At 71.2% G+C, this 25,096-nt stretch carries 24 protein-coding genes; 9 read left to right on the top strand and 15 right to left on the bottom strand.

The annotated features are described in order from the left end of the window. Window positions 1-242: 242 nt before the first annotated feature. The 3 genes from ACGFIW_RS23515 to ACGFIW_RS23505 are packed head-to-tail and all read right to left on the bottom strand — an operon-like array spanning window position 243 to window position 1,816. Window positions 243-611 (bottom strand): DUF3037 domain-containing protein, encoded by a 369-nt coding sequence (locus ACGFIW_RS23515; protein WP_357074482.1) that lies wholly within the window; start codon window positions 609-611, stop codon window positions 243-245. Next, window positions 608-1,366: a HipA family kinase gene (locus ACGFIW_RS23510; protein WP_393319321.1), complete on the bottom strand. Its 759-nt coding sequence runs from the start codon at window positions 1,364-1,366 to the stop codon at window positions 608-610. The genes ACGFIW_RS23515 and ACGFIW_RS23510 overlap by 4 nt, the downstream gene beginning before the upstream one ends. A gap of 57 nt (window positions 1,367-1,423) precedes the next feature. Further along, window positions 1,424-1,816 (bottom strand): hypothetical protein, encoded by a 393-nt coding sequence (locus tag ACGFIW_RS23505; protein ID WP_357074476.1) that lies wholly within the window; start codon window positions 1,814-1,816, stop codon window positions 1,424-1,426. Window positions 1,817-1,952: 136 nt separating this feature from the next. On the opposite strand from ACGFIW_RS23505, the gene ACGFIW_RS23500 reads away from it, so the two are divergent. Then, a complete protein-coding gene (locus tag ACGFIW_RS23500) occupies window positions 1,953-3,062 on the top strand; it encodes a winged helix DNA-binding domain-containing protein (protein ID WP_393319318.1) in 1,110 nt (369 codons plus the stop codon). A gap of 184 nt (window positions 3,063-3,246) precedes the next feature. Here the strand turns inward: ACGFIW_RS23500 and malQ are convergent, their stop codons facing one another. The 5 genes from malQ to ACGFIW_RS23475 form a co-directional block, all read right to left on the bottom strand. After that, window positions 3,247-5,400 carry a 4-alpha-glucanotransferase gene (gene malQ / locus ACGFIW_RS23495; protein WP_393319315.1) on the bottom strand — a complete coding sequence of 718 codons (2,154 nt, stop codon included), beginning with the start codon at window positions 5,398-5,400 and terminating at the stop codon, window positions 3,247-3,249. Between the two features lie 195 nt (window positions 5,401-5,595). Continuing rightward, window positions 5,596-6,804 carry an ABC transporter ATP-binding protein gene (locus ACGFIW_RS23490; protein ID WP_393319312.1) on the bottom strand — a complete coding sequence of 403 codons (1,209 nt, stop codon included), beginning with the start codon at window positions 6,802-6,804 and terminating at the stop codon, window positions 5,596-5,598. A 10-nt stretch (window positions 6,805-6,814) separates the two neighbouring features. Beyond that, window positions 6,815-7,651, bottom strand: coding sequence for a carbohydrate ABC transporter permease (locus tag ACGFIW_RS23485; protein ID WP_393319309.1), 837 nt, complete (start codon window positions 7,649-7,651; stop codon window positions 6,815-6,817). Window position 7,652: 1 nt separating this feature from the next. After that, window positions 7,653-8,570 (bottom strand): carbohydrate ABC transporter permease, encoded by a 918-nt coding sequence (locus ACGFIW_RS23480; RefSeq protein WP_393319470.1) that lies wholly within the window; start codon window positions 8,568-8,570, stop codon window positions 7,653-7,655. 53 nt (window positions 8,571-8,623) lie between these two features. Further along, complete coding sequence (locus tag ACGFIW_RS23475) at window positions 8,624-9,910, bottom strand: ABC transporter substrate-binding protein (protein ID WP_393319306.1); 1,287 nt, start codon at window positions 9,908-9,910, stop codon at window positions 8,624-8,626. Window positions 9,911-10,189: 279 nt separating this feature from the next. Between ACGFIW_RS23475 and ACGFIW_RS23470 the strand changes: the two genes are divergently transcribed. The 3 genes from ACGFIW_RS23470 to ACGFIW_RS23460 all read left to right on the top strand — a co-directional run bounded on the left by ACGFIW_RS23470 (window position 10,190) and on the right by ACGFIW_RS23460 (window position 11,589). Continuing rightward, window positions 10,190-10,693, top strand: a complete 504-nt coding sequence (locus tag ACGFIW_RS23470; RefSeq protein ID WP_393319467.1) for a VOC family protein — start codon at window positions 10,190-10,192, stop codon at window positions 10,691-10,693. A gap of 141 nt (window positions 10,694-10,834) precedes the next feature. Then, the gene (locus tag ACGFIW_RS23465) at window positions 10,835-11,266 is read left to right on the top strand and encodes a hypothetical protein (RefSeq protein WP_393319303.1); all 432 of its coding nucleotides are present in this window, start codon (window positions 10,835-10,837) and stop codon (window positions 11,264-11,266) included. A 47-nt stretch (window positions 11,267-11,313) separates the two neighbouring features. Further along, window positions 11,314-11,589 carry a hypothetical protein gene (locus ACGFIW_RS23460; RefSeq protein ID WP_393319301.1) on the top strand — a complete coding sequence of 92 codons (276 nt, stop codon included), beginning with the start codon at window positions 11,314-11,316 and terminating at the stop codon, window positions 11,587-11,589. Window positions 11,590-11,600: 11 nt separating this feature from the next. On the opposite strand, the gene ACGFIW_RS23455 is transcribed toward ACGFIW_RS23460, so the two are convergent. Further along, the gene (locus ACGFIW_RS23455; protein WP_393319298.1) at window positions 11,601-12,389 is read right to left on the bottom strand and encodes a L,D-transpeptidase; all 789 of its coding nucleotides are present in this window, start codon (window positions 12,387-12,389) and stop codon (window positions 11,601-11,603) included. Window positions 12,390-12,737: 348 nt separating this feature from the next. Beyond that, entirely contained in the window at window positions 12,738-13,448 is a 711-nt protein-coding gene (locus ACGFIW_RS23450) for an HAD family hydrolase (RefSeq protein WP_393319295.1), read from the bottom strand. Window positions 13,449-13,617: 169 nt separating this feature from the next. Here ACGFIW_RS23450 and ACGFIW_RS23445 point away from each other — a divergent pair, with 169 nt between their 5' ends. Then, complete coding sequence (locus ACGFIW_RS23445; RefSeq protein WP_393319292.1) at window positions 13,618-14,256, top strand: hypothetical protein; 639 nt, start codon at window positions 13,618-13,620, stop codon at window positions 14,254-14,256. 12 nt (window positions 14,257-14,268) lie between these two features. Here ACGFIW_RS23445 and ACGFIW_RS23440 read toward each other — a convergent pair whose 3' ends face one another. Then, window positions 14,269-14,847 (bottom strand): TetR/AcrR family transcriptional regulator, encoded by a 579-nt coding sequence (locus ACGFIW_RS23440; protein ID WP_393319289.1) that lies wholly within the window; start codon window positions 14,845-14,847, stop codon window positions 14,269-14,271. Window positions 14,848-14,916: 69 nt separating this feature from the next. After that, window positions 14,917-15,534: a TetR/AcrR family transcriptional regulator gene (locus ACGFIW_RS23435; RefSeq protein WP_393319287.1), complete on the bottom strand. Its 618-nt coding sequence runs from the start codon at window positions 15,532-15,534 to the stop codon at window positions 14,917-14,919. 141 nt (window positions 15,535-15,675) lie between these two features. On the opposite strand from ACGFIW_RS23435, the gene ACGFIW_RS23430 reads away from it, so the two are divergent. Next, window positions 15,676-16,878 (top strand): low temperature requirement protein A, encoded by a 1,203-nt coding sequence (locus ACGFIW_RS23430; RefSeq protein ID WP_393319284.1) that lies wholly within the window; start codon window positions 15,676-15,678, stop codon window positions 16,876-16,878. 60 nt (window positions 16,879-16,938) lie between these two features. Here the strand turns inward: ACGFIW_RS23430 and ACGFIW_RS23425 are convergent, their stop codons facing one another. After that, window positions 16,939-17,823 carry an RNA polymerase sigma-70 factor gene (locus ACGFIW_RS23425; protein ID WP_393319281.1) on the bottom strand — a complete coding sequence of 295 codons (885 nt, stop codon included), beginning with the start codon at window positions 17,821-17,823 and terminating at the stop codon, window positions 16,939-16,941. A gap of 168 nt (window positions 17,824-17,991) precedes the next feature. On the opposite strand from ACGFIW_RS23425, the gene ACGFIW_RS23420 reads away from it, so the two are divergent. Beyond that, window positions 17,992-18,375 (top strand): DoxX family protein, encoded by a 384-nt coding sequence (locus ACGFIW_RS23420; protein ID WP_393319278.1) that lies wholly within the window; start codon window positions 17,992-17,994, stop codon window positions 18,373-18,375. Window positions 18,376-18,394: 19 nt separating this feature from the next. On the opposite strand, the gene ACGFIW_RS23415 is transcribed toward ACGFIW_RS23420, so the two are convergent. Together ACGFIW_RS23415 and ACGFIW_RS23410 are read right to left on the bottom strand one after the other, a co-directional pair. After that, the gene (locus tag ACGFIW_RS23415; RefSeq protein WP_393319275.1) at window positions 18,395-18,862 is read right to left on the bottom strand and encodes a hypothetical protein; all 468 of its coding nucleotides are present in this window, start codon (window positions 18,860-18,862) and stop codon (window positions 18,395-18,397) included. 53 nt (window positions 18,863-18,915) lie between these two features. Continuing rightward, window positions 18,916-21,621 carry a glucosidase gene (locus ACGFIW_RS23410; protein WP_393319272.1) on the bottom strand — a complete coding sequence of 902 codons (2,706 nt, stop codon included), beginning with the start codon at window positions 21,619-21,621 and terminating at the stop codon, window positions 18,916-18,918. Window positions 21,622-21,663: 42 nt separating this feature from the next. On the opposite strand from ACGFIW_RS23410, the gene ACGFIW_RS23405 reads away from it, so the two are divergent. Together ACGFIW_RS23405 and ACGFIW_RS23400 are read left to right on the top strand one after the other, a co-directional pair. Beyond that, complete coding sequence (locus ACGFIW_RS23405; protein ID WP_393319269.1) at window positions 21,664-23,607, top strand: amylo-alpha-1,6-glucosidase; 1,944 nt, start codon at window positions 21,664-21,666, stop codon at window positions 23,605-23,607. Between the two features lie 136 nt (window positions 23,608-23,743). Further along, the gene (locus ACGFIW_RS23400; protein ID WP_393319266.1) at window positions 23,744-25,078 is read left to right on the top strand and encodes a glycosyltransferase family 4 protein; all 1,335 of its coding nucleotides are present in this window, start codon (window positions 23,744-23,746) and stop codon (window positions 25,076-25,078) included. The last annotated feature ends 18 nt before the right edge of the window (window positions 25,079-25,096 follow it).

Below are 25,096 nucleotides of genomic sequence, written 5' to 3'. Positions count from 1 at the left end.
CCTCTAACGGCAGGGCACACGGGCCCGTTCCGGTCCGTCCGGCTCAAGTTTTCCGCAACGTCCCGACTGTTTCGGTCCTGCGACGCGTACGGACGGCGATCCTGATGTCACCGGTGCCGGTGGTAACCAGCCGCCGCCCCGCACCGAGCACCTGAACGGGGGATCGCGCTCCGCCACCAACGTCGCTGGCGTAGCGCGATCAGGGGCTGGCCCGCGTGAGCACTGCCGCCGGCCGGTTCCGCTCAGCGGACCAGGGCTGCCATCAATCGATCCAGCTCGGCCGCCGGATCGGCGGTGAGCCCGGTGTGCACGGGCCCGGTCTGGATCATCGTGCTGCGCGGAGCGGCCAGCCAGTGGAACCGCTCACCGAGCCGCATCCGGGTCGCCGGCCCGTCCCCGGAGCAGGTCCGGTCCCAGGAGGAGAGCACGGCGGCCACCGCCGGCAGATCGACGTCGGGCGCCAGGGCACGAACGCGGTCGGCGTCCAGGTGTGTACGCGCGGCCAGGAAGTCGCGCTGTTGGCAGTAGAGCAACACCCCGACGTTTATCTGTTCGCCGCGCTCGATGCGGGGCACCAGCCGGATCAGCGCGTACTCGAAGGGTTGCCTCATGCCTCGCTCCCCCGCGGAAGCCAGTCGGCGGTGCGGGCGACCCGGCGGGACAGATGCTCCAGGTACGCGGCGCGGGCGGCGTCGGCCGTCTCGAAGTCGGCGGCGGTCAGCCACTCCGCCGGCACCAGGGCCAACACCTCGGTGAGCAACTCCTGGGTGACCCGGCGAGCCAGCTCGGCGTCGGCGTCGGCCAACCGGGAGGCGTACGGCGCCAGCACGTGGTCCTCGGCTCGGTAGGCACGGTGCACGGCCGCCTCGGCGCGCGGCCAGTTGTGGTGGAAGTAGAGCGAGGCCCCGTGGTCGATCAGCCACAACTCCCGGTGCCAGACCAGCAGGTTGGGGTTGCGCCAACTCCGGTCGACGTTCTCCACGTACGCGTCGAACCAGAGCACCCGGGACGCCAGCACCGGGTCGACGGGGTGCGCCAACGGGTCGAAGCCCAGCGCCCCGGGCAGGAAGTCCATCCCCAGGTTGGCGCCGCCGCTGTTGCGCAGCAGCTCCTGCACCTCCTGGTCGGGCTCGGCCCGCCCGATGACCGGGTCGATGTCGAGCACGACAAGCGGTGGCACCCGCAGCCCCAGCCGACGGGCCAGCTCGCCGCAGATCACCTCGGCGATCAGCGCCTTGGGCCCCTGGCCGGCGCCCCGGAACTTCGCCACGTACGTGCCCAGGTCGTCGGCCTCCACCACGCCCGGCAGCGACCCACCCTCGCGCAGCGGGGTGACGTAACGGATCGCGGTGACCTGGCGGAGCACGCCGCCCACCCTACTGGGGCTGCGGACCGCGGCGGTCAGGTGTGCCGCCGGCCGGCGTCAGTCGAGCTTGTCGCGCAACTTGTCGACCTGGGTCTGGAGCCGGTCCACCGCGTTCTCGTTGTTGACGAACGTGGAGATGCCCGCGGCCAACCCGAGGCCGATCAGCACGGCCAGGATGCTCAGCACCAGGCCGCCGATCGACACGCCACGCCCGGTGACCCCGGGTCGGCGTGCCATCTTGAGGCCGACGATGCCGAGGATGATCCCGATGATGCCGAGCACCAGCCCCAACCAGGCAAGGATCGCCGTCAACACGCTGAAGAACCCGGCCACTCCGAACACCAGGGCGAAGGTGGCGGCGGCGCTCGTCTTGGCGCGGACGTCCCCCCGATGGCTCCGGGATCCGGCCGGAGCGCCGGCACCCCGCACCGGCTCACTTGCGGCAGTCATGAGAGTCCCCTTCCGTACGCGCGGTGCGCGCACTCGCGCGAGCCGCTTTCCCAGGACGACCGCCCTTACGCCTCCCCCGACGGACGTGTCGGTGGCCGGCTCTAGGCTGGCCGTCCAGCCTGTGGAGGAAGACCCGATGCCTGCCGACCTCAGCGCGGCCGACGCGCTGGCCCTGCGGATGACCAGCCTCCTGCTGCGCCCGCACCCGAGCACCCGACCCACCAGCGTCGCCGAGGTGGTCGAGTGGTTCGGCGCGATGCAGGCACAGGATCTGGCCAGCGGCCTGTGGTCAGTGGGCGCCCGGCTGCCTGGCCGGACCGTCGCGGACGTGCAGGCGGCGTTGGAGCGGCGCGAGGCCCTGCGCACCTGGCCGATGCGGGGCACCGTGCATCTCGTCCCACCGGCCGACGCCCGCTGGATGCTGGAGCTGACCGGTGTCCGCTCACTGGCCGGCGCGGCGACGCGTCGGGCGCAGCTCGGGCTGACGGAGGCCGACGCCGACCGGGCGATCGACGTCCTCGGCGCCGCGTTGGCCGGCGGCGGCCGGCTCACCCGGGCCCAGTGCCTGGCGACGCTGCGCGCGGCCGGTCTGGACACCGACGGGCAACGCGGTTACCACCTGCTCTGGTATGCGAGTGTGCGCGGGGTGACCTGTGTGGCACCCAACATCGGCACCGACCAGACCTTCGCCCTGCTCGACGAGTGGGCGCCCGCCGCACGCGAACTGGAGCGGGACGAGGCGCTGGCCCTGCTCGCCCACCGCTACGTACGCGGGCACGGGCCGGTCACCGCCCGCGAGTTCGCCGGGTGGAGCGGCCTTACCCTGACCGACGCCCGACGCGGGCTGGCCGCCACCGACGACGTGCTGAGCACGGTCCGGGTCGACGGCGAGCCGATGCACGTCGACGCGGCGCTGGCCGACGCGCCGCGCACCACGCTGGACGACGTGGTGGCGCTGCCCGGCTTCGACGAGTATCTGCTGGGCTACCGCGACCGCACACTCATGCTCGACCCGGCGCACCAGGCGGCCGTGGTGCCGGGCAACAACGGCATCTTCCAGGCCACGGTCGTCCGCGCCGGCCGGGTGGTGGGCGTGTGGAAGCGCAAGGTCGGCCGGGCCGCGGTCACCATCACGATCCAGCCGCTGACACCGACCGCGACCGCCGAACGGGCCCGTGTCGAGCGGGCGCTTGAGCGCTACGCCGGCTTCCTCGGGCTACCTCCCCGCTTCGACTGGCTGACCTGAGCGGCGCTCGCCAGCGACGGCCCGGCTTGGTTCGGCCTGGGCTGGGCTGGGCTGGCCCGGTCGGGCGTCGGTCCTCGGGTGAGTGCGGCCGGCCTGGTCCGGCCTGGGCTGGCCTGGGCTGGGCTGGGCTGGCCTGGGCTGGCCTGGACTGGGCTGGCGTGGGCTGGGCTGGCCTGGGCTGGCGTCAGTCCTCGGGTGGGTGTGGCGATTGCGCGGCATCCGATCGCGGGCGCGCCGACTGCGCGTCACCCGATGGTGGACGCGCCCGTCGCGCGGCACCCGATCGTGGGCGTGCCGTGGTGAGCAGGTCGACGACCCGGGCCACCCGGGGGTCCGTGCGGATCTGCGCCACGGTGGCCGGCAACGGCAACCGCCAGTTCGGGTATTCGTCGACGGTGCCGGGCAGGTTGGGCTGGCGAACCTCGCCCAGCACGTCGTAGAGGGAGACGCCGAGCAGCCGGGCCGGGCTTGCCGCGAGCGCGGCGTGCATCGCCACCACCGCCTCGCCGGCGTCGGCCGTCGCGGCCAGCGTGCTCCGCGCCGGGTCGGGAGGCGCAGCCGGCGTGGACGGGTCGGGCGGCATGGACACCGCGGCCGGGTCGGGCAGCAGGCTCTCGGCCCGGTCGGGCAGCGCCGCCGGGTCGGGCAGCAGGTTCTCGGCCCGCAACATCGTGAGCAGTCGCTCCCGGTCCGCGACGGCGCGGGCCCGCTCCACCGCCACGTCGGTGTCGAGCAGCTTCAGGTCGTCGCGGACCCGCACGTGCTCGCCGGTCAGGAAGCCCGGTGCGGTCGGCAGGTCGTGGGTGGAGATCGTGGCGAGGGCGTTGCGCGGCCACCGGGCCGGCGGGACGAAGTCGCCCTCGCCGTCGCGCGCGAACCACAGCACCGTCGAACCGAGCATGTTGCGCCCGCGCAGCCCTCGGGTCACCGCGGGTTGGACGGTGCCGAGATCCTCACCGATCACCACCGCGCCGGCCCGGTGCGCCTCCAGGGCGAGGATGCCGAGCATCGCCTCGGCGTCATATTGGACGTAGGTGCCCTCGGCGGCCCCGCCGCCCGGCGGCACCCACCACAGCCGCCACAGGCCGGCGACGTGGTCGACGCGTAGGCCGCCCGCATGCCGCAGGGTCCGGCGCAGCATGTCCCGGTACGCCGCGTACCCGGTGGCGGCGAGCCGGTCCGGACGCCAGGCGGCGAGCCCCCAGTCCTGGCCGAGCTGGTTGAAGTCGTCGGGTGGGGCGCCGACCCGCACGCCCTGGGCCAGCACGTCGGCGAGCTGCCAGCCGTCCGCGCCGCCCGGGTCGATGCCGACGGCCAGGTCGTGCACGACACCGACCGGCATCCCGGCCGCGCGGGCCGCCGCCGTGACGGCGTCGAGTTGTTCGTCGCACAGGTGTTGCAGCCAGGCGTGGAAGGCCACCCGGTCGGCGAGCTGGCGGCGCTGCTCGGCGACCGCCGGGGCGTCGGGGTGGTGCAGCTCCGCCGGCCAGGCCCGCCAGTCGTTGCCGTGCCGCTCGGCCAGGGCACACCAGGTGGCGAAGCTCGCCAGCGCCGGGTCCGCGGCGAGGTCGACCGGCTGGGCGTACGGGTGCAGCAACTCCAGGGCGTGCCGTTTGGCCGTCCACACCTCGTCGTAGTCGATCAGGTCACCACGGTCGGGGCGCAGGGCGTCGACCACCGCCCGGGTCGCCGGATCCGCAGCCCGGTACGCGGCGGTGTCGCTGACCCGCAGGTAGAGCGGGTTGACGAAGCGGCGGCTGGCGGGTGAATACGGTGACGCGGCCACCGGGTGCGCGGGCCCGACCGCGTGCAGCGGGTTGAGCAGCACCAGCCCGGCACCTGTGGCACCGGCCCAGTCGGTGAACTCGGCGAGGTCGCCGAGATCGCCCATGCCCCAGGAGCGGTCCGAGGTGAGCGCGTAGAGCTGGAGCGTCCAGCCCCAGGTGCGCGGCGGCACGGGCAGCCGGCGGGGCACCACCACCACTGTCACGTCCCGGCCGGCGCAGGCCAGCCGGTGCCAGCCCAGCGGCAGGTCCGCCGGCAGCTCACCGTCGACCGCGCGACGGCCACCGTCCTCCAGGGTCATCACCCCGGGGGCGGGCAGTGCCCGGGTGACGCCGTGGGTGAGCACGACAGTCTCCGGCAGCGCGCCGCGGTCGACCGCACGGGAGGCGGCGAGCGCGTCGGCGATGGCCGCCGGGCTGGTGGCGTCCACGCCGAGTAGGCCGAGCACGCCCACCACGGTCTCCGGTGCGACCTCGACGCGGCGGTGCCGCCAGTCCTCATACCAGGTGGACACGCCGTGCGCCTTGGCCAGCGCGGTCAGTCGTCGGTCCATCCCGCCCCCCGCCTCACGAAGCGACCCGAACACCTTCCCACGACAAACCCCAACCCGCAGAACACACACACCCACCCCACCCCCGCGCCCGTCGATCTTGCACTTTCTGTCCCGAGAGACAGGGGCATTCCGCCCTATATCGGCGACAGAAAGTGCAAGATCGGCGCGACTTGGCGGCGACGCGATTTGGCGGCGTTAGTCGTCTAGCGCGCCTGCGGCCCGGCCCTCGCGCAGGGTCAGGTTGCGGCCGGTGGCCGGGTCGAACAGGTGGATCTTCTCCAGGTTGAACCAGACCCGGCGCGACTGCCCCTCGGCGACCGGCGACTCCGCGGACAGCCGGGTCACCAGGTTGCCGCCGCCACCGGCGAAGTCGGCGGCACCGGCGTCGGCGGCCAGCTCCTCCAGCTCGGCGGCGGTGGCCTTCTCGCCCTCCACGGTGAAGTAGACGTACTTGTCCGAGCCCATCGACTCGACGATGTCGACAGGCGCCTCGAACTCCATGCCCCGGCGGCGGGTGTCGTCGTCGACAAGTTCGGCGTCCTCGAAGTGCTCGGGGCGGATGCCGAGGATCAGCTCGCGGGACGCGTCGGCCGCCTCCAACTCGCGGCGGATCCGGTCGCCGAGCGGCACGTCACCCAACGCGGTGTGCAGCGCGCCGTCCTGCACGGCGGCGTGCAGGAAGTTCATCGACGGGGAGCCGATGAAGCCGGCCACGAAGAGGTTGCGCGGGTGGTCGTACAGCTCCTGCGGAGGGCCGACCTGTTGCACCGCGCCCCCGCGCATGATCACCACGCGGTCGCCGAGGGTCATCGCCTCGGTCTGGTCGTGGGTGACGTAGACGGTGGTCGTGCCGAGCTGCTTCTGCAACCGCGACACCACCGTACGCATCTGCACCCGCAGCTTGGCGTCGAGGTTGGACAGCGGCTCGTCCATCAGGAACGCCTTGGGCTGGCGGACGATCGCCCGACCCATCGCCACCCGCTGGCGCTGCCCGCCGGACAGGTTGGCCGGCTTACGGTCCAGCAGTGCGGTCAGCTCCAGCACCTTGGCCGCCTCGTCGACCTTCTGGTTGATGGTCTCCCGGTCCAGCTTCGCCAGGCGCAGCGGGAACGCCATGTTCTCCCGCACCGTCATGTTGGGGTAGAGGGCGTACGACTGGAACACCATCGCGATGTCCCGGTCCCGGGGGGCCTTGTCGTTGACCCGTTGGCCACCGATGCGCAACTCACCGGAGCTGATGTCCTCCAGGCCGGCGATCATGTTGAGGGTGGTGGACTTGCCGCAGCCCGAGGGGCCGACCAGGATCACGAACTCGCCGTCGGCGATCTCCAGGTCGACGTCCTGCACGGCGACGGTCCCGTCCGGGAAACTCTTGCTCACCTTGTCGAGCACGATGTCAGCCATGACTACCCACCTATCCCTTGACTGCGCCGGAGGTCAGGCCGGACACGATGCGGCGCTGGAAGAAGAGGACGAACAGGATGATCGGTACGGTGATCACCACGGCGGCTGCGCAGATCGCCCCGGTGGGGTCCTCGAACTGCGACGCGCCGGTGAAGAACGACAGCGCGGCCGGCACCGTGCGGGACCGCTCGGTGGAGGTCAGCGAGATGGCGAACAGGAAGTCGTTCCAGCAGAAGATGAACACCAGGATCGCCGTGGTGAACAACCCGGGCGCGGCCAGTGGCGCGATCACCCGGCGGAACGCCTGGGCCTGGGTCGCGCCGTCCATCTTGGCCGCCTTCTCCAGGTCCCACGGGATCTGCTTGAAGAACGCCGACAGCGTGTAGATCGCCAGGGGCAGGGCGAAGGTGATGTACGGAACGATCAGCCCGAGCCAGGTGTCGAAGATGCCGATCGTCCGCTCGATCTCGAACAGCGGCGACACCAGCGACACCTGTGGGAACATCGCGATCAGCAGGGAGACGCCGACCAGCACCTTCTTGCCGGGGAAGTCCAGCCGGCTGATCGCGTACGCGGCCATCGCGCCGAGCACCACGGCGATCAGCGTGGCGATCAGGGCGATGCCGATGGAGTTGGCAAGTGCCCGGACGAACTGGTCGGTGTCGAAGATCGTCCTGTAGTTGTCGAGCGTCCACTCCCGAGGGATGAACTTCCCGTCGGTGAGGGTGGCCGGCGTCTTGAACGACAGCGACGCGATCCACAGCACCGGGACGAGCGCGAAGACGACCACGACGACGTCCAGCAGACCCCAGCGCAGCTTCGCCCGGGTGGTGGTTTCGACAGCCATGTCAGCGCCTCTCCCCGTCGTCGCTGCCGGGGGCAGCGGTGCCGAACAGCTTCACGAAGACGAACGCGATGATCGCCACGGTGATGAAGATCAGCACCGACATCGTCGAGCCGATGCCGAGGTTGAGGCCCCGGATCAGGTTGTTGTAGGCGAGCATCGACACCGACGAGGTCTCGTTGCCACCGGCGGTCAGCACGAAGATGTTGTCGAAGACGCGGAACGCGTCCAGGGTGCGGAACAGCAGCGCGACCAGGATCGCCGGCTTCATCACCGGCAGCATCACCTTGGTGAACTTCTGCCAGGCGGTGGCACCGTCGGTGGAGGCCGCCTTGAGCAGGTCCTCCGGCACCAGCGCCAGCCCGGCCATCAGCAGCAGCGCCATGAACGGAGTGGTCTTCCAGATCTCCGCGAGCATGATGATCGCCAGTGAGCTGGCCCGCTCGGTGAGGGGCGCGCCGTCACTGAACAGGTCGGCCAGGTAGCCGGTGCCGGGCGTCCAGGCGTACCGCCAGGAGAACGCCGCGACCACGGTGACGATCCCGTACGGGATGAGCGCCGAGGTGCGGACGATGCCCCGCCCGACAATCGTGCGGTGCATGATGATCGCCAGACCCATGCCGAGCACCAGCTCGACGGCCACGGTGACCACGGTGATCAGCGCGGTCACCCCGAACGCGGTCCACCAGAACTCGTTGCTGAGCACGGTGACGTAGTTGTCCAGCCCGATGAACTCGCGCTGGTCGGGAAAGCGCAGGTCGTAACGCTGCAACGACAACCAGACCGAATAGATGATCGGGTACGCGGTCACCAGGATCATGACCAGCGCGGCGGGTGCGCAGAGCAGCAGACCCAACCTGCGTTCGGATCTCTTGTTCGCGCTCAGTGGCGGCTTACGCCGACCGCCACGTTGGGTGGGCACGGCGGCGCGCTGGTCGTCGGTCTTCTCCGGGGTCTCGGTGGTGGCGGGCCGGGTCACGGCAGCACCCCCTTCGACTGAAGTGCGTCGGCGATGGCGTCGCGCAGCTCGTCGGCGGTCTGCTGCGGACGGATCGCCGACGGCGGCGACAGGATCGCCGACATCACGGTGGAGATGCTCTGGTACGCGGGCGTCAGGGGACGGGTCGCCGGCTCCTTCAGCTCTTCCAGGATGGTGTCCTTCATCGGGTACGCCTCGGTCATCTCCGGGTCCTCGAAGACCGCCTCGATGGTGGGTGGCACGCCGTCGTTGATGGCGGAGAACTTCTGGTGCTCGGCGTTGCGGAGGCACCGGGCCGCCTCGAAGGACAGTTCCGGGTGCGTGGAGTAGGAGCTGACCGCGAGGTTGACCCCGCCGATGGTGACCTTGCTGGGGGTGCCCTCGTCGATGCCGGGGATCCGCGCCCAGCCGACCTGCTTGGCCAACTCCGGGTTGGCCTCCTGAAGGGCCGGGTAGACGAACGGCCAGTTCACCTGGAACGCGCCCGAGCCGGACTGGAACTCCAACCGGACCGGGTCCTCGGTGGCGTTGCTGAACGACGACGAGGTCACGCCCGACGTGGCGAACCTCTTCAGCTGCTCCAGCGCCCGGACCGTACCGTCGTCCATCACGGCTTGCGTGCCGTCGTCGTTGAGGATCTTTCCGCCGGCGCTCTCGGCGAGGGTGTTGTAGAGGACGACCAGGCCCTCGTACTGGGCGCCCATGGTGAGCACCTGGTACGGCTTGCCCTGGTCCCGGAGTTGCTGGGCCGCGCTGATCATCTGGTCCCAGGTGGTCGGCGGCTGCGGCACCAGGTCCTTGCGGTACCAGAGCAGTTGGACGTTCGTGTTCTTCGGTGCCGCGTACAGCTTGTCCTCGTAGCGGGCGGTGTCCAGCGGCCCGGCGAGGGTGCCCTGCTCGACCTCGGCCTTGTCCTGGCCGGTCCACTCGCGGATCCAGTCGGCGCTGGCGAACTCCTGGGTCCAGGTGACGTCCAACCCCAGCACGTCCATTCCGCTGTCCTCGGCGGCCAGCCGGCGCACCATCTGCACCCGCTGGTCGTCGGCCTGCCGGGGCAGCACCTGGTAGGCGATCTCGTACCGCCCCTGGGCCTTCGCGTTGCAGTCGTCGACGACCTTTTGCAGGTTCTGCTCGGGCGGGTAGTACAGGTTGATCGTCGGTGGGCCACCGTCGTCGTCCGCGCCGCACGCGGCGAGCGGTGCGACAAGCGCCAACGCGGCAGCCGCCGCGCCCAGCCGCACAATCGGCCGGCGTCGGTGTCGTGCCGTTTCGGGGTCCGTCATCGCCCTCCCCCTCTCTTCGGCGGAAAACCGGGGAGGGCGTCCGTGCCCCGGCGCACGGCGAGACATCTCCGAGCCGACGAGCTGCGAAAACGCCCCGGACCGGATGCTCTGTGCGGCTACTCTGCCCCACCCGCGAAGTCGCGAAACCTGGCTGTCACAGCGGAGGTCCCCGCCGCGAGCCGCCGCCGTCACCCACGCCGGCAGGGCCGCGGTGCAGGACGTGCGACGCGCACGCCGGCACCCCGAACGTGATCGACTCGACTTCCTGAAAGTCGCGCCATCACCGCGCCAGGAAAGCCGCGCCTTTCAGAAGGCCGAGTCGATCACGCGCGGAGATCGCCGCCGACGGGTGGAGCAGCACAGGGAGTTGTTGCGGTACGCGCGGGCCACACTGGCCGGTGGCCGGTTCGACGCCGAGGACGTGGACCGACGCGCTCGCCCTGGGCGGGTTCTGGGCCCGCATGCTCGACGGCGACGTGGCCGACGCCGACGACACCCGGGTGGCCCCCGCTCGGCGCGCTCGGCCGCCGAGTCGATCCGGGTGAACAAGGTTCCCGAACCGCGGGTGGGCAGGACCGCGTACACCTGGATCTGCGGTTGGCCGACGCGGACCCGGCGGCGTTGCTCGCGGCCGGCGCACGGCTGGTCCGGGAGCCGGCCGGCGAGGCCACCTGGTGGGTGCCCGTCGACCCGGAGGGCAACGAGTTCTGCGCCTTCCGCCGCACCCCATCGGATGACCGGCCGACTACCAACCGCGGGCGGCATCGACTAGCGTTTTCGTAACGCCGCAGCCAGCGCGCTCGCCGCCGCCGTCGACACGCCTCCGGCCGACCCCCATGCCTGCCCGATCGGTTGGTAATCGCGGGAACGTCCCACCGCCGCTCCCCCGGTTCGGCAGGATCGTCCCAACGAGGAGGTGCCGTCGTGCAGGACACCCGCGCTCTCGCCCTGACGTTCGAGGTGAGCGGCCTGCCACCGGTCAAGACCGAAGCGTTGTCCATCTTCGCGGCCGGGCACCGGCAGGCGACGAGGGTCCGCGCCCTGCTCCAGTCCGCTCTCACGGCGGCCCAGCACACCGGCTGGACGCCGTTGCGCGGGCCGATCGAGGTGGATCTTGTCCTGCGGTGCCCGCCCGGGCACCGGACGGCCGACGCCAGCACCCTGCTCGGCGGCGTCTGCGCCGTGTTGCAGGACAAGAGGCGGGTGACGTCGATCGGCCTCAGCCACCTCGGGGTGCTGGTGGACGTCGCCCTCTACGACGACGACCGGCAGATCCGCCGACTGTCGTACCACGAGGAGCCGGCGGAGGATTTTTCTTACCAGGTACGGGTCGCCGCCGTACCGGACGGGGTTTGACCGACGACCGCGGTGGGGTATCGCGGACGCCGACGAAGGGAGCACCGATGTCGGAGCCACATGTCACGCTCGATCCACGCGGGCTCGACCCGGTGCAGCAGAAGCTGCGCGGCCCGCTGGAGGAGCAACTGACCTCGGCGCTTCAGGCGGCCACCGACCGGGTCCGTGCCCACTACGCTGGCGAGCCGGTCGAGCAGGTCTGCCAGCGGCTGTTGGAGGAGACCCGCTCCGGGTTGCATCCCGACATCGCGGCCGGGTTCAACCCGGACATGGACGAGTTCTGCCGGGTGGCGGTGTCGATCGTCCGCGGCGGGGCCTCCTGAGGGGGCCCTGATCAGTAGCGTTCGAGCTGGGCGTACGGGCTGAGCACGATGCGCGGCGAGAGGGCCGGGTCCAGCCAGTTGAGCACGCCGACCAGGTGGTCGTGGGCGAGCGAGACGCAGCCGGCCGTGGCGTTGCCGGCGCTGAGCCGGAACTCGTGCAGGAAGATGCCGCTGCCCGCGTTGGGGATCGGGGTCGGCACGTTCGGTGCCATGTTGTAGGTGATCACCGCGAAGTGCGTGTACGACGGGATCTCCTGCCACAGCGCCTCGCTGGCCCCACCCGGGTCGGTCGCGCTCTGCTGGAAGGTGTTGTAGCGCGGGGACGACGGGTTCTCGTTCCACCAGTCGCCGCTGACCAACCGGTGGTAGGGGTACCGCACACCCGGGTTGGCGGCGATGCCGTACATGGTGGGGCCGATCGAGTAGACACCGGTGGGGGTGGTCGCCACGCCCTCCACGTGGTTGTCGGTGAACCCTTTGGAGCCGATGCGGGCGGGCAACGCCGCCGAGGCCGGCTGCCAGCGGCCCCGGATCCGCACGTACGCCTCAAGGGTGGCGTAGCTGGTGGTGTAGCTGGCCGCGCCCACCACGATCACCTGTTGGGTCTGCGGTGGCAGGGTGCTCAACCGGGCGGCCAGGTTGGGGCGCGGCGTGCGCGGCCGGGGACTGCGGCGAATTGGCGGGGTGGTGCCCCGGGGCGGCGGCGGCCGGGTCGCGCCGAGCGCGGGAGCCGTCGACGCGAACAGGGTCGGCGCCGCCAGACCGGCGGCGGTGCCGAGCAGGAGGGATCTGCGCCTCATCCGGTCATCCTGACAGTCGAACCGACGCGTGGTCTGCCCCGCTCGCCGGGTCCGGTCGATCCGTGGCCGGGTCAGGACCGGGTCCGCAACTACCCTGCCCTGACCCTCGGCCGTCCGGATGATGGGAGCGGACAGCTCCGGCACTCAGCTCCACGGTGCCAACCGCCGAACGCCGGCGCTCACGGCACGTACCCCGCCGAGCCATGAGCGCCGGCCCAGGCTAGGCCGGTCCGAAGCGGGCCGACAAGCCGTGCCGGGCGACCGACGGCGCAACTGACCTCAGGGTAGAAATCAGGCACGTCGGCGTAACGCGACCATGATCTCTGACGCTGTTCGCTGTCAGTACGCTCAGAAGTACCGCAGCAGGTCGCGGAACGCGGCGAGGCGCAACACACCGGCGTCGGCGGGGTCCAGTTCGTCGTTCTCCAGGACCCACGTGTTCTCGTTCGGGATGAAGACCGCGTTCAGCCCGGCCGCGCGTGCCGGCAGGATGTCCGACTTCGGGGAGTTGCCGATCATCCAGGCGCGCGACGGGTCGAGACGGTGTTCCCGGATCAACCACCGGTAGGTCTCGACGTCCTTCTCGGCGACGATGTGCGCGGCCCGGAAGTGGTGCAGCAGCCCGCAGGCGTCCAGTTTGCGCTGCTGGTCCGCCTGGTCGCCCTTGGTGAGCAGCAGCAACTCGTGCCGGCCGGCCAACTCGTCGAGCGCGTCGGCCACCCCGGGCATCAGCTCCACCTGGTGCTCGACCAGGGCGACCGCCAGTCGCGCGATGTCCTGACGCTCGGAGTCGGTGGCCGGCCGTTCGCGCAGCCGTTCCAGGCACTCCGCCAGACTGCGCAGGAAGACCTTGCTGCCGTACCCGTGTGCCACCGTGTTGGCCCGCTCGATGTCGTCGAGGATGAGCCGGATCTCCGTGCGGTCCAGGGTGGGGTGGTCGAGCCACTCCAGAAAGTCGTTGATCACCTGCTCGAAGACGACGTTGTTCTCCCACAACGTGTCGTCCGCATCGAAGATCAACACCTCCGCCTGTCGCCGCGCCGCCCCGCCGTCGGTCATACCGTTCGCCTCCCCGTGCTGTCGCCGTCCGGTCGAAGGGACAGGATAGGCGGGAGATCGACGCCGGGTTTCGGGCTTTTCCGTGAACTGTCTCGGCCCGGCGTTCGTCTTGAGGGCAAATGGGTTCTTGGCGACCGCGAGGTTCGGGACAGCTCATGAGGAGCACGACGTGATCGGGATGAAGTGGGTTGCCGGCGCCGCGCTGCTGGCGTGCGCCGGTGCGTTGGTGGCGTGCGGGGCCGACGGCGACAAGGCACCGACCGCCGGGGCGGGCACGCCGACGCCGTCGGGCGCCGTGGCGGGCACGCCGACGCCCCCGGCGGGGAAGCCATCACCGACGGCCGCGACAGATCCCCTGCTGTCCGGCAAGCGCGAGATCTCGATGCTGCGGGTGCAGGGGTCCGGCGACGCACTGGAGCTCAGCGGCCGGCTTGAGGAGGGCGGCGACACCGGCGGACGCGTCCTGTTCGTTCCGGTGCCGATCGGCGACGACAGGTACGTGATCAAGGCTTTCGGCACGAAGGACGACCATCCGGCCAACGACGACCCGTCCTGCTGGGCGGTGAACGCTCTGGACATCGAGCCCGAGCTGACCATCGACGCCGCCGTCTGCGACGTGGACGACCCGATCCAGCGGTTCACCATCCTCGCCCAGGACGGCGGCACGTACGCGATCCGCAGTGAGAACCGGTTTCTCCAGCACCTCGCCGGCAACGGGCTGATCCTCAAGGAGTTGGGCAACGGGCCGCTGGGCACCACGTTCCGGTTCGTCGACAAGGGGCCCCACGACCGCCAGCCCCTCAACTGACCACACTGCTCGTCACGGCCACCGCAGCAGCCGTTGGGCGATCAACGCCTCCCGTTCCTCCTGCCCCTCGGGTCGGAGCCGACCGCCCCGGGTGAGCATCACCACGCCGTGCAGCAGGCTCCAACCCACCTCGGCGAGGGTGTCCGGGTCGCGGCCCTCGGCAAGCGGGGTCAGGGCCGCGCGCAGCTCGGCGAACACCGCCCGCGGCGCGGCCGGGACACCATCCACGCCGAGGGCCAGGTCGGGGGTCAGCGCGAGCATCGCGTCATAGACCTCCGGATGCGAGTACGCGAAGTCGAGGTACGCGCTCGCGACCGCCGGCCAGGCCCCTTCGGGGCTGCCGGCGGCCTCCGCGTGCGCCTCCGCCAGATCGGCGGCCAGGTCGGCGAAGGCGCAGACGGCGACGGCGGCGAGGAGTGCCTCAAGATCTGGGAAGTGCCGGTAGAGGTCGCCGACGTCGATCTCGGCCCGCTCGGCGAGCCGACGGGTGCTCACCCCCGCCCAGCCCTCCGTCTCAGCCAGCTCTCGCGCGACCGTGACGATGAGGTCACGCCGGTCCTGTTCGGTGGCCTTCTCGGCAGGTCCGGGCACGCAGTCGAGCGTAAGGGCGGACACCTGCCGTAGTCGCCCGGTGACGGATTGGCGACTGTATGGGCGTCCTCAGACCAGCAACGCCAACCGGTCGACCATGGAATCTCGCAGGCGCGGCGGCCAGGGAAACAGCGGCGTCGCCACCTGGAGCTGCGCGTACCCGTGCAGACCGACCCAGAGGGCCGTCGCGTCGGCGAAGGGATCCGCACTTGTCGAGAGTCCCTTCGCGACACACTCGGCGAGCGTGCGGTGGAAGACGTCGAAGGCTCCCATGCCGAGCACGGCAAGGTCGTCCGCCAGCGCCGGGGCACGATCGCGGGCCTGGCTCGCGTCCCAGACCGCCCCGAACATCAGGGCGTACCGGTGGGGCTGACGCTCGGCGAAGGTCAGGTAGGCCGCGCTGATCGCCCGCAGACGCTCGGCGGGATCCGCGTCGTCCGGCCGGGTCAGCTCCTGCTCCAGGGCGGCGAACGCGCGCTGGGCGACCACGAGCAGGATCGAGTCCAGGTCGGGGAAGTGCGCGTAGATCGACGGTGCCGAGATGCCGGCCTCCCGGGCCACCGCCCGCAGCGTCACGCTCTGCGGATCGCCCCCGTCGAGCAGCGTGCCGGCGGCGCTGACGATCTCCTCGCGCAACTGCGCACCCTCGCCGCGCTTGTTGCGAGCCCGCGTTCTCGGTGTGGTCACCGCGTAAGCTTACACCCGTAAGGCCATCGCGCAGGTTCCCTCGCCCCACGTGCCAGAGCAGAACCGTCGCTCGTTGGGTGAGGGGATCACCACGACGGGAGGGCACGTGGTCGCTCGACGGCACCGACCCGTGGCGCACGGATGAGCGAGAGACGCGGCGTACGGCTGGTGCGCGGCGAGACCAGTCGGCAGCGGGCGACGTTTCTGGAGTTGTTCCTCGACCTGGTCTTCGTCTTCGCCCTCACCCGGATCTCGGCGCGGGTGATCAGCGACTTCACCGACGGTCAGCGGGGCGTGTACGCGGGCCTCGGTCAGGCCCTGCTGCTGTTCCTGGCACTGTGGGCGGTCTGGTCGTTGACGGTCTGGTCGACAAGCTGGCTGGACCCGGAGGCGTCGATCGTCCAGATCGTCATCGTCATGACCATGATCGGCGCCATGACGATGGCGGTCGCGGTGCCCGACGGCTTCGGCGCGCGGGCGCCCCTGTTCGCCATCACCTACGTGAGCCTCCAGATCGGCCGGGTGGTCTACTTCCACGTCGCCGGGCACGGCCGGCCCGATCCCCGGCAGACCTTCCGGGTCCTGTTCTGGCTCGGCCTGAGCGCACCGCTCTGGGTCATCGGTGGCCTGAGCGCCGAGGGGAGCGTACGAGGGCCGTTGTGGACCGCCGCCGCGCTGATCGACTACGCGGGGCTGTTTCTCGGCTGGCCGACCCCCCGCCTCGGCGCGCGACGGCTCGGCGTCCAGGCGATCGCGGCCGAGCACCTGGCCGAGCGGTACCAGCAGTTCCTCCTCATCGCGCTGGGTGAGGCGATCTTCGTCATCGGGCTGGCGTTCAGCGGCAGCGAATTCCACGCCGACCAGACCGGTGGCTTCCTCCTCGCGCTGGCGACAACCGTGCTGCTCTGGCGGATCTACTTCCACGTCGCGGGAGGGCTGCTCGACGCCGCCATCAGCCGCTCCCGCAACGCCGCACGGCTCGCCACCGACATGGCGTTCGCCCACCTGATCATGATCGCGGGGATCGTCCTGACCGGCGTCGGCTTCGAACTGTTCATCACCGAGCCACGCGGGCATCTCCCGGCGGCGTGGCTGATCGCCATCCTCGGCGGGCCGGTGCTCTTCCTCGCCGGCCGGGCGACCCTCGAATACCAGGTGTTCGCCCGGGTGTCCCGATCCCGGATCGCTGGCCTGCTGGCCCTCGGCCTGCTGGTGCCGGTGACGCTGCGCCTCGATCCGCTGAGCGCGGGGGCCGTCACCGCCGTGGTGCTGCTCGGCGTGGCGGGTGCGGACTCGCGCCGCTCACGGCGACTCCCACCGGAGACACCCACTCCTGCGCTGTAGTGCCCCGCGGGGCGTCGATGCCCGCCGGCCAGGCATCTTGCCCCTTCCGACGCTGCCGGCTCAACGACGCAGGCCGGCCTCGCGCCGCATGTGCGACAACTTCTCGGGGTTACGCACGGCGTAGATCGCGGTGATCAGGCCCTCGTCGAAGCGCAGCGCGACGACCGTGTCGATCCCGCCGTCGAGGTGGAACACCAGCGCCGGGTGCCCGTTGACCTGGGCCGGTCGCAGCGACATGGCCGCGGCCCTGGCCTGTGTGCTGGCCAGCAGGCGGGCCACCCGGTCGGCCCCCGCGACGGGCCGCAGCACCGCCTGTCTGATCCCGCCGCCATCGCCGAGGAACACCACGTCCGGTGCGAGGACGTCGAGCAGCCCCTGCACGTCACCCGTTTCGACGGCCCGCCGGAACGCGTCGAGCGCACGTCGGCTGTCGGCCGGGGAGATCGCCCCGCGAGGTCGGCGCGCGGCGACATGCGCCCGCGCCCGGTGCGCGATCTGGCGGACCGCCGCCGGGCTCTTGTCGACGGCTCCGGCGATCTCGTCGTAGTCCAGCGCGAAGACCTCGCGCAGCACGAACACCGCCCGCTCGGTCGGCGCGAGCGTCTCCAGCACCAGCAGCATCGCCATCGAGACGCTCTCGGCGAACTCCACGTCGTCGGCGACGTCCGGTGCGGTCAGCAGTGGCTCGGGCAGCCAGGAGCCCACGTAGGACTCCTTGCGCCGGCCGACCGCCCGCAGCCGGTTGAGCGCCTGCCGGGTGGTGATTTGGACCAGGTACGCACGCGGGTCCCGCACTGTCGCGAGATCCGCGTCCGCCCACCGCAGCCAGGTCTCCTGGAGTACGTCCTCGGCGTCGGCGGCCGAGCCGAGCAACTCGTAGGCGACGGTGATAAGCAGGTTTCGGTGGGTGACGAACGCGTCGACGGCAGTGCTGTCCCCACTCATCACCGTGGTCTCCTCCAGCCTTCTCGTCCTCGACCGCGTCGCCCACCAGACACCGGTCGGCCGGCCCCTGTGACACCTGGCGTCTGTGTGCCGCGTCACCCGTCGACCTGTCACAGCGCGGCGGCCGGCGGTGTCTCCTGTTCGACCCGCAACGGACGGAGGAACCTCATGAACCTGGCTCTGCGGATCGCGGCCGGACTGCTGGCCGCGATCGCCCTGGCGGCAGGCGGCACCAAGACATTCGTACCCAAGGAGAAGTTGGCCGCCGCCAACGGCGGTGGGTGGACCGACGATGCCAGCGTGGGCTTCGTCAAGACCCTCGGGGTCCTCGAACTCCTGGCGGCGGTCGGCCTGATCCTGCCCGCCGTGCTCGGCATCGCCCCGGTGCTGGTGGCGGTGACCGCCGTCTGCTGGGTCCTGCTGATGGTCGGCGCGATCATCACGCACCTGCGGCACGACGAGGCACGGTTCACCGTGCTGAACCTGGCCTATCTCGCGCTGGCCGCCTTCGTGGCCTGGGGCCGGCTCGGTCCCGAGCCCTTCACCGGCTGACCCGGGCGAGACCAGAGCCTCAGCCGTCGGACAGCGTCTTGATGCCATGGGTCTTGAGCAGCGCGGGCATCGGGTCGGCGAGGTGCCGGCGCGCGGGTCGCCAGATGCGTCCCACGTCGACCGACGAGTTGGGCCCCGGCACGTCGTACGGGCCGCCGTGGGGAAAGACCGTCAGCGTGCTCCCCCACATCCCCGCGTCCACCCAGCCCATGCGCTCGATGTCAGCCCAGGCGTACGAACGCCGCAGGCCCGCGCGCTGGCGAACCAGCAGCCCGATGTCGTCCGCGAGGACCGCGTTCCGCGAACTGGTGAACGCGAGGATGATCGAGGCGGTGCCGAGCAACACCCCGGCCCAACTGACCCGGTCGAACAGCACCCCGACGAGGATCAGGGCGACCACGAAGGCGCCCGGGATCGCGATGGTGGGCCAGGCCCGGGACTGCCCGAGGACAAGCACCTCACCTACTGGCTCGACCGGCTCCCCCATGGACGTCCACGATAGTGACCGGCGTGCCGAGCACCACCGCGGGCAGGACGGGGTCAGCGGCGCAACGTGAGGATCAGGTCGGCCACCAGGGCGGTCCAGCCGGTCTGGTGCCAGGCACCCAGGCCGGCCCCGTTGTCGCCGTGGAAATACTCGGGGAAGGAGATCAGGTCCCGCCAGTCCGGGTGGGTCTGGAACATCTGCGCGGCACCGTAGATCGGCCGTCGACCCCAGTCGTCCTGGGTGAAGAGCGAGATCAGCCGGGCGGAGAGGTCGTCGGCGATCTCGTCGAGGGTGTGCTTCACCCCGGAGCGGGTCGGATATTCCACCTGGAGGTCGTCGCCGAAGAACGCCGCGTAGTCGCGCAGCGCGCTGATCAACAGGAAGTTCGTCGGCATCCAGATCGGCCCGCGCCAGTTGGAGTTGCCGCCGAACAGGCCGCTCGTCGACTCGGCCGGCTCATAGCCGACGGAGAACTCCTGGCCACCGAGGGTGACCGAGAACGGCTTGTCCAGGTGTGCGCGGGACAGCGTCCGCAGGCCGAAGTCGGACAGGAACTCGTCGGGGTCGAGCATCCGGGCGAGCAGTCGGACCACCTGCTCCGGCCCGACCATGGACAGCAGTCGCTGCTGCCGGCCGTCCGGGCCCAGTCGGCGGGTGCCGATCACCTGCGCGTACTCCGGGCGGTTGGTGAGGAACCAGCGCAACCGCGCGCCCAACTCCGGTAGGCGGTGCAGGGTCTTCGCGGTGAGCCGGGTGGTCGCGGCCAACGGCAGCAGCCCGACGACGGAACGGACCTTCAACGGCACCTTCGTGCCGTCGGCGAGGCGCAGCACGTCGTAGAAGAACGCGTCCTCGTCGTCCCACAACCCCTGTTCGTACGCGGCGGCGGCGATGTAGGCGAAGTGCTCGAAGAACTTGGTGGCGGTGTCCACCCAGGTCCGGTCATGTTCGGCGAGCACGATGGCCATGTCCAGCAGGTTGAGCGCGTACATGCCCATCCAGCCGGTGCCGTCGGACTGCTCCAGCACGCCGGCCACCGGCAGCGCCGCCGACCTGTCGAACGGCCCGACGTTGTCCAGCCCGAGGAAGCCGCCCTCGAAGACGTTGTTGCCGCCGGTGTCCTTGCGGTTGACCCACCAGGTGAAGTTGAGCAGCAGCTTGTGCATCACCCGGCCCAGGAACTCGTAGTCCCGACCGCCGTCGATCTCGAACACCTTCAGCGCCGCCCAGGCGTGCACCGGCGGGTTCACGTCGCCGAACGCCCACTCGTACGCCGGGATCTGCCCGTTGGGATGCAGATACCACTCGCGCAGCAGGAGCAGCAGTTGTTCCTTGGCGAAGCCCGGGTCGACCCGGGCGATGCTGACGCAGTGGAAGGCCAGGTCCCAGGCCGCGTACCAGGGATATTCCCACGGGTCGGGCATGGAGATGACGTCGAAGCTGGTCATGTGCCACCAGGCGCTGTTGCGCCCGTGCCGACGCCCGGCCGGCGGTGTCGAGCCCGGGTCGCCTTCCAGCCAGCGTTTGACGTCGAAGTGGTAGAACTGCTTGCCCCACATCAGCCCGGCGATGGCCTGCCGGGCGACAAGCGCCTCGTCGGCGGTGGCGGCCGGTGGGATCACCCCGGCGAAGAAGCGGTTCGCCTCGGCCCGCCGCGCCCACACCACGGCCTCGAAACCCTCACTGAGGTCGGCGGGGGGTGGTGGCGCGGCGGCCGGCGGCGACGCGGTACGGGTCAGCCGCAGCCGGATCTGGCGCTGCCCACCGGCCGGCACGTCCAGCACGTAGTGCAGCGCGCCCTTGGTGCCCTCCCGCGCGGGGTTGACGGTGGCCGCGCCGTTGACCACGTGGTCGTTGATGCCGTCCTTCGGGTAGGGCGTGCGGCCGGGCAGGCCCCAGAGCCGTTCGGCGTTGGTGTCGTTGTCGCAGAGCAGCGGCACCGGGCCGCCGTCGCCCTCCAACAGCAGTTGGCCGAGCACCCGGTGCTCGCCGACGAGCCGGGTGCCCTGGCCGGTCAGCTTCGGGATGCGGTCACCACCGGGCAGGCCCCACGCCCACGTGTTGCGGAACCACAGGGTGGGCAGCACGTGCAGGGTCGCCGCCCGGTCGCCCCGGTTGGCCACGGTTATCACCATGCACAGGTCGGTCGGGGACGCCTTGGCGTAGTCGACGGTCACCGCCCAGTACCTGTCGTCGTCGAAGATGCCGGTGTCGACAAGCTCGTACTCGGTGTCGTCGCGGCCGCGCAACGCGTTCACCGCGACGAGTTCGTCGTACGGGAAGGCGGCCTGCGGGTAGTGGTAACGCCAGCGCATCCAGGAGTGCGTCGGGGTCGAGTCGAGATACCACCAGTATTCTTTCGCGTCCTCGCCGTGGTTGCCGCTGTCGCCGCCGAGGCCGAACATCCGTTCCTTGAGGATCGGGTCCTTGCCGTTCCACAGCGCCAGGGCGAAGGCGAAAGTCTGTCGTTCGTCGCAGACGCCCGCCATCCCGTCTTCGTTCCACCGGTAGGCTCTGGACCGCGCGTGGTCATGCGGGAAGTAGTCCCAGGCCGTACCGTGCTCGCTGTAGTCCTCCCGTACCGTCCCCCACGCCCGCTCGGACAGATAGGGACCCCATGCGCGCCAGTCCTGCTCCCCCGAGTCCGCCTGGGCGAGCCGGAGCCGCTCGGCGTCGGGTGGCGAGGCGTCGGAGGACGATCGGTCAGTGATCACGTGCACATCTTTGACGTCGCCGCGGTGCTTGACCACAGCGGCCATTCTCGTCGTGGCGTGTTACACCCCGCCGCCGGTGGAGGAAAGTTGATTGACATTCGCTTCGGCCCGCAGGTCTGCGGCGATCTGACCAGCGCGGCGAGCCGGGAGTGGCTGGTTCCGGACGGTCTCGGTGGCTATGCGATGGGCACTGTCGCCGGGCTGCGGACCCGTCGTTACCACGGTCTGCTGGTGGTTCCCGGTGAGACACCGGCGTCTCGTCAAGTGGGACTGGTCAGTCTTGATCCGGCGGTCACCCTGCCGTCCGGGGCGCGGGTCCGGCTCGGCGCGCACGAGTGGTCCTCCGGTGACGTGGACCCGCGCGGCTTCGAGCTGTTGGAACGCTTCGACCTGGTCGACGGCCTGCCCCGGTGGCGGTGGCGGATCGGCGCGGTGGTGATCGAGCGGGAGGTGGCCATGCTGCCCGGGCGCTCCTGCGTGGCGGTGGTGCACCGGCTGGTCGCCGGCGGGCCCGTCCGGCTGGAGCTGTCCGCCGCCTGCACCTGGCGGGACGCGCACGGCGAGCGGCGGGCCGACGGCCCGACCCCGCAGGTCGAGTCGGTGGCCGGCGGTGCGGTGGTCGAGGGCGCGTACCGGCTGGCCGGGCCGGGGTGGGCACCCGAGGGGCAGTGGTGGCTGGGCGTGCACCACCGCGAGGAGGCCAACCGGGGTCTGCACCCGGACGAGGATCTCTGGTACGCGGGGCGTTTCGTCGGCGAGTTGGACCGCCCCGGCGACACGGTCTCGGTGCGGGCCTGGGCCGATCCGCTCGACCTGGAGCCGCCCTCGGCGGAGGACATCGTGGCGACGGCCCGGCGGCGCAACCGGCAGGTGGTGGCGACGGCGAAGCCCGCCGACGACGTGGAGGCCACCCTGGCGCTGGCCGCCGACGCGTTCGTGGTGCGCTCGGGCGACGCGGCGGTGGACGTGGTCGCCGGTTACCCCTGGTTCGGGGCCTGGTCCCGGGACACGATGATCTCGTACGAGGGGTTGTTCCTCTGCACCGGCCGGGCCGACCTGGGAAGGTCGCTGCTGCGGTCGTACGCGGCGACGCTGTCCGAGGGGATGCTGGCCAACACGGCCGACACCGGCCGGGTGGAGTACAACACCGTCGACGGCACGTTGTGGTTCCTGCACGCGGTGAGCCGGCACGTCACGGTCACCGGTGACACCGATCTCGGCGACGAGTTGTTGCCCGCGCTGCGTGCGGTGATCGACGCCCACGTGGCCGGCACCCGCTACGGGATCGCCGTCGACCCGGCCGACGGGCTACTCGGCCAGGGTGCCGCCGGCACCGCGCTGACCTGGATGGATGCCCGGGTGTACGGGGTGCCGGTCACCCCGCGTACCGGCAAGCCGGTCGAGGTCAACGCGTTGTGGATCAACGGGCTGGCCGGGCTCGCGGAGTTGACCGAGCTGGCCGGGCAGGACGCGGACGAGCTGTGGCGACGGCACGGGCAGGCGACCGCCTCGTTCCGGGAGCGGTTCCCGGCACCGACCGGCTGGCTGCACGACGTGCTGGACGCGCCCGCGCCGGCGTACCCCCTGGGTGGGGCCGCCCTGCACGACGACGACGCGCTGCGTCCCAACCAGTTGCTGGCCTGGTCTCTGCCGTTCGCGCCGCTGGAGCCGGACGAGGCGACGCTGCGCCGCGTCGCGGACGGGTTGCTCACCCCGCTCGGGCCGCGCAGCCTCGCCCCGGATTCGACCGAGTTCGTGGGCCGGCACCGGGGTGGCCCGGCCGAGCGCGACGGGGGCTACCACCAGGGCACGGTGTGGCCGTGGCTGCTCGGCCCGTACGCCGACGCCGCCCGCCGGGGAAAGATGTCAGTCGATGACACGTTCGTGGGGATCGAGTCTCATCTGACCGAATATGGATTAGGCTCGGTAAGCGAGACGGCCGACGGCCTCGCGCCGCACTCCGCGACCGGCTGCCCATTCCAGGCGTGGTCGGTGGCCGAGCTGCTGCGGGTGCGCCGAAGGGGCCAGTAGCGCTTTACACGACCGCAACGGTGGTGTTGCCGCCGGTTATTTCGGTCCCGGCAGGATTGGCCCCGATCCAGACGCGACGGCGACATCAATCCGGTGTCGGTCGGCGCGCGCCCGGGGACAACTCAAAGGGGGCCGCATGTCACCCGACGCCCACGTGATCGACATCCACCCCGCCCGGCAGCTGCGGGTGCTGATGCTGTCCTGGGAATATCCGCCGGTGCTCGTCGGCGGCCTCGGCCGCCACGTACACGCCCTCTCCGTCGCCCTCGCCGCCGCCGGCCACGAGGTCACCGTCGTCACCCGCCACACCGACGGCGCACCCATGGAGGAGTACGCCGACGGCGTCCGCATCCTGCGCGCCCCCGAAGACCCGGTCGCCTTCCCCCTCGCCACCGACTCCCTACTGGCCTGGACCATGGCCTTCAACCACACCCTCACCCGCACCGCCCTACGCGCCACCCAGGCCGGCGCCTACGACGTCATCCACGCCCACGACTGGCTCGTCGCCCACACCGCGATCTCCCTGGCCGAGCACCTGGACCTGCCCCTGGTCACCACCATGCACGCCACCGAGGCCGGGCGACACCAGGGCTGGCTGCCCGAGGAGATGAACCGCACCATCCACGGCATCGAGCAGTGGCTCACCAGCGAGTCCGGCCGGGTGATCGTCTGCTCCGGTTACATGCGTGAGCAGGTGAAGGCCCTGTTCGACATCCCGGCCACCCAGGTCGACGTGGTGCCCAACGGGGTCGACGGCCGGGCCTGGCGGGCCCGTCCACGCGCGGTCGCGTCGGCCCGGGCACGGTTCGCCGGCGACGGCCCGTTGGTGGGGTACGCCGGGCGGCTGGTCTACGAGAAGGGCGTCCAGCACCTGGTGCACGCGGTGCCCCGACTGCGCGAGCGGCACCCGGGGCTGCGCGTGGTGATCGCCGGCGACGGCCCGTACCGCGCCGAGTTGGAGGCCCAGGCCCGCCGGCTCGCGCTGTCCTCGACCGTCCGGTTCACCGGTTTCCTCGACTCCACCCAACTGCCGGCGATGCTCGGTGCCACCGACGCGACAGTGGTGCCCAGCCTCTACGAGCCGTTCGGCATGGTGGCGTTGGAGGCGGCGGCGGCCGGGGCGCCCCTCGCAGTGGCCCGCACCGGCGGCCTCGCCGAGATCGTGGAGTCCGGCGTGACCGGAGTGACGTTCCCCCACAGCGACCCGGACGCGCTCGCCGGTGCGGTCGGTCAACTGCTCGACGACGAGATCTTCGCCCGGAGGGTGGCGCGCCGGGCCCGCACCATGGTCGGCGAACAGTACGGGTGGACCACGATCGCGGCCCGCACCGCCGCCAGCTACACCGCTGCCCGTCGGGAGCACGGCCCGCTACAGGCCCGCCGCGCCGCGGCCCGACTGGCTGGTGGACGTGCCCGGATCGCCATCCCGGAGGGAAATCTGCTGGCGCGCGTGGACCACGCCGCCTGCTGAGCCAAGTCGGACAACCGA

The organism is Micromonospora sp. NPDC048935, from assembly GCF_043197875.1.
GTDB lineage: Bacteria > Actinomycetota > Actinomycetes > Mycobacteriales > Micromonosporaceae > Micromonospora.
This window is presented reverse-complemented; position numbering and strand designations above follow the sequence as displayed.